Here is a 290-nt window from a genome sequence, read left to right on the forward strand (position 1 = left end):
GAATGCGAAAGGCAGGCATCTTTATACGGCATTGCAGGATTGGATGAACCCTATTTCGGAGCCAAACGTATCAGGGGCAGACGCGGGTACGGTGCGGGTGGGAAAACCATTGTTTTTGGCATTTTGAAACGTGGGGGCAGGTTTATACCGGGATTGTTCCCGATGCGTCCAAAGCAACGCTGCAGAAGATCATTAGAGGTCGTGTCGGTATCAGGAGTGTCATTAATACCGACGGTTGGCGCGGTTATCAGGGGTTGGTTGACATGAGTTTTGCCAAATATTTCAGGGGA

1 pseudogene is annotated in these 290 nt (G+C 50.3%); it reads left to right on the forward strand.

From position 1 onward, the window contains the following. Window positions 1-290 (forward strand): annotated as a pseudogene (locus ACTHSL_RS13430) (transposase); the annotation flags it as partial.

It is taken from the genome of Neisseria sp. P0008.S010, from assembly GCF_051962715.1.
Classification (GTDB): Bacteria; Pseudomonadota; Gammaproteobacteria; order Burkholderiales; family Neisseriaceae; genus Neisseria; species Neisseria elongata.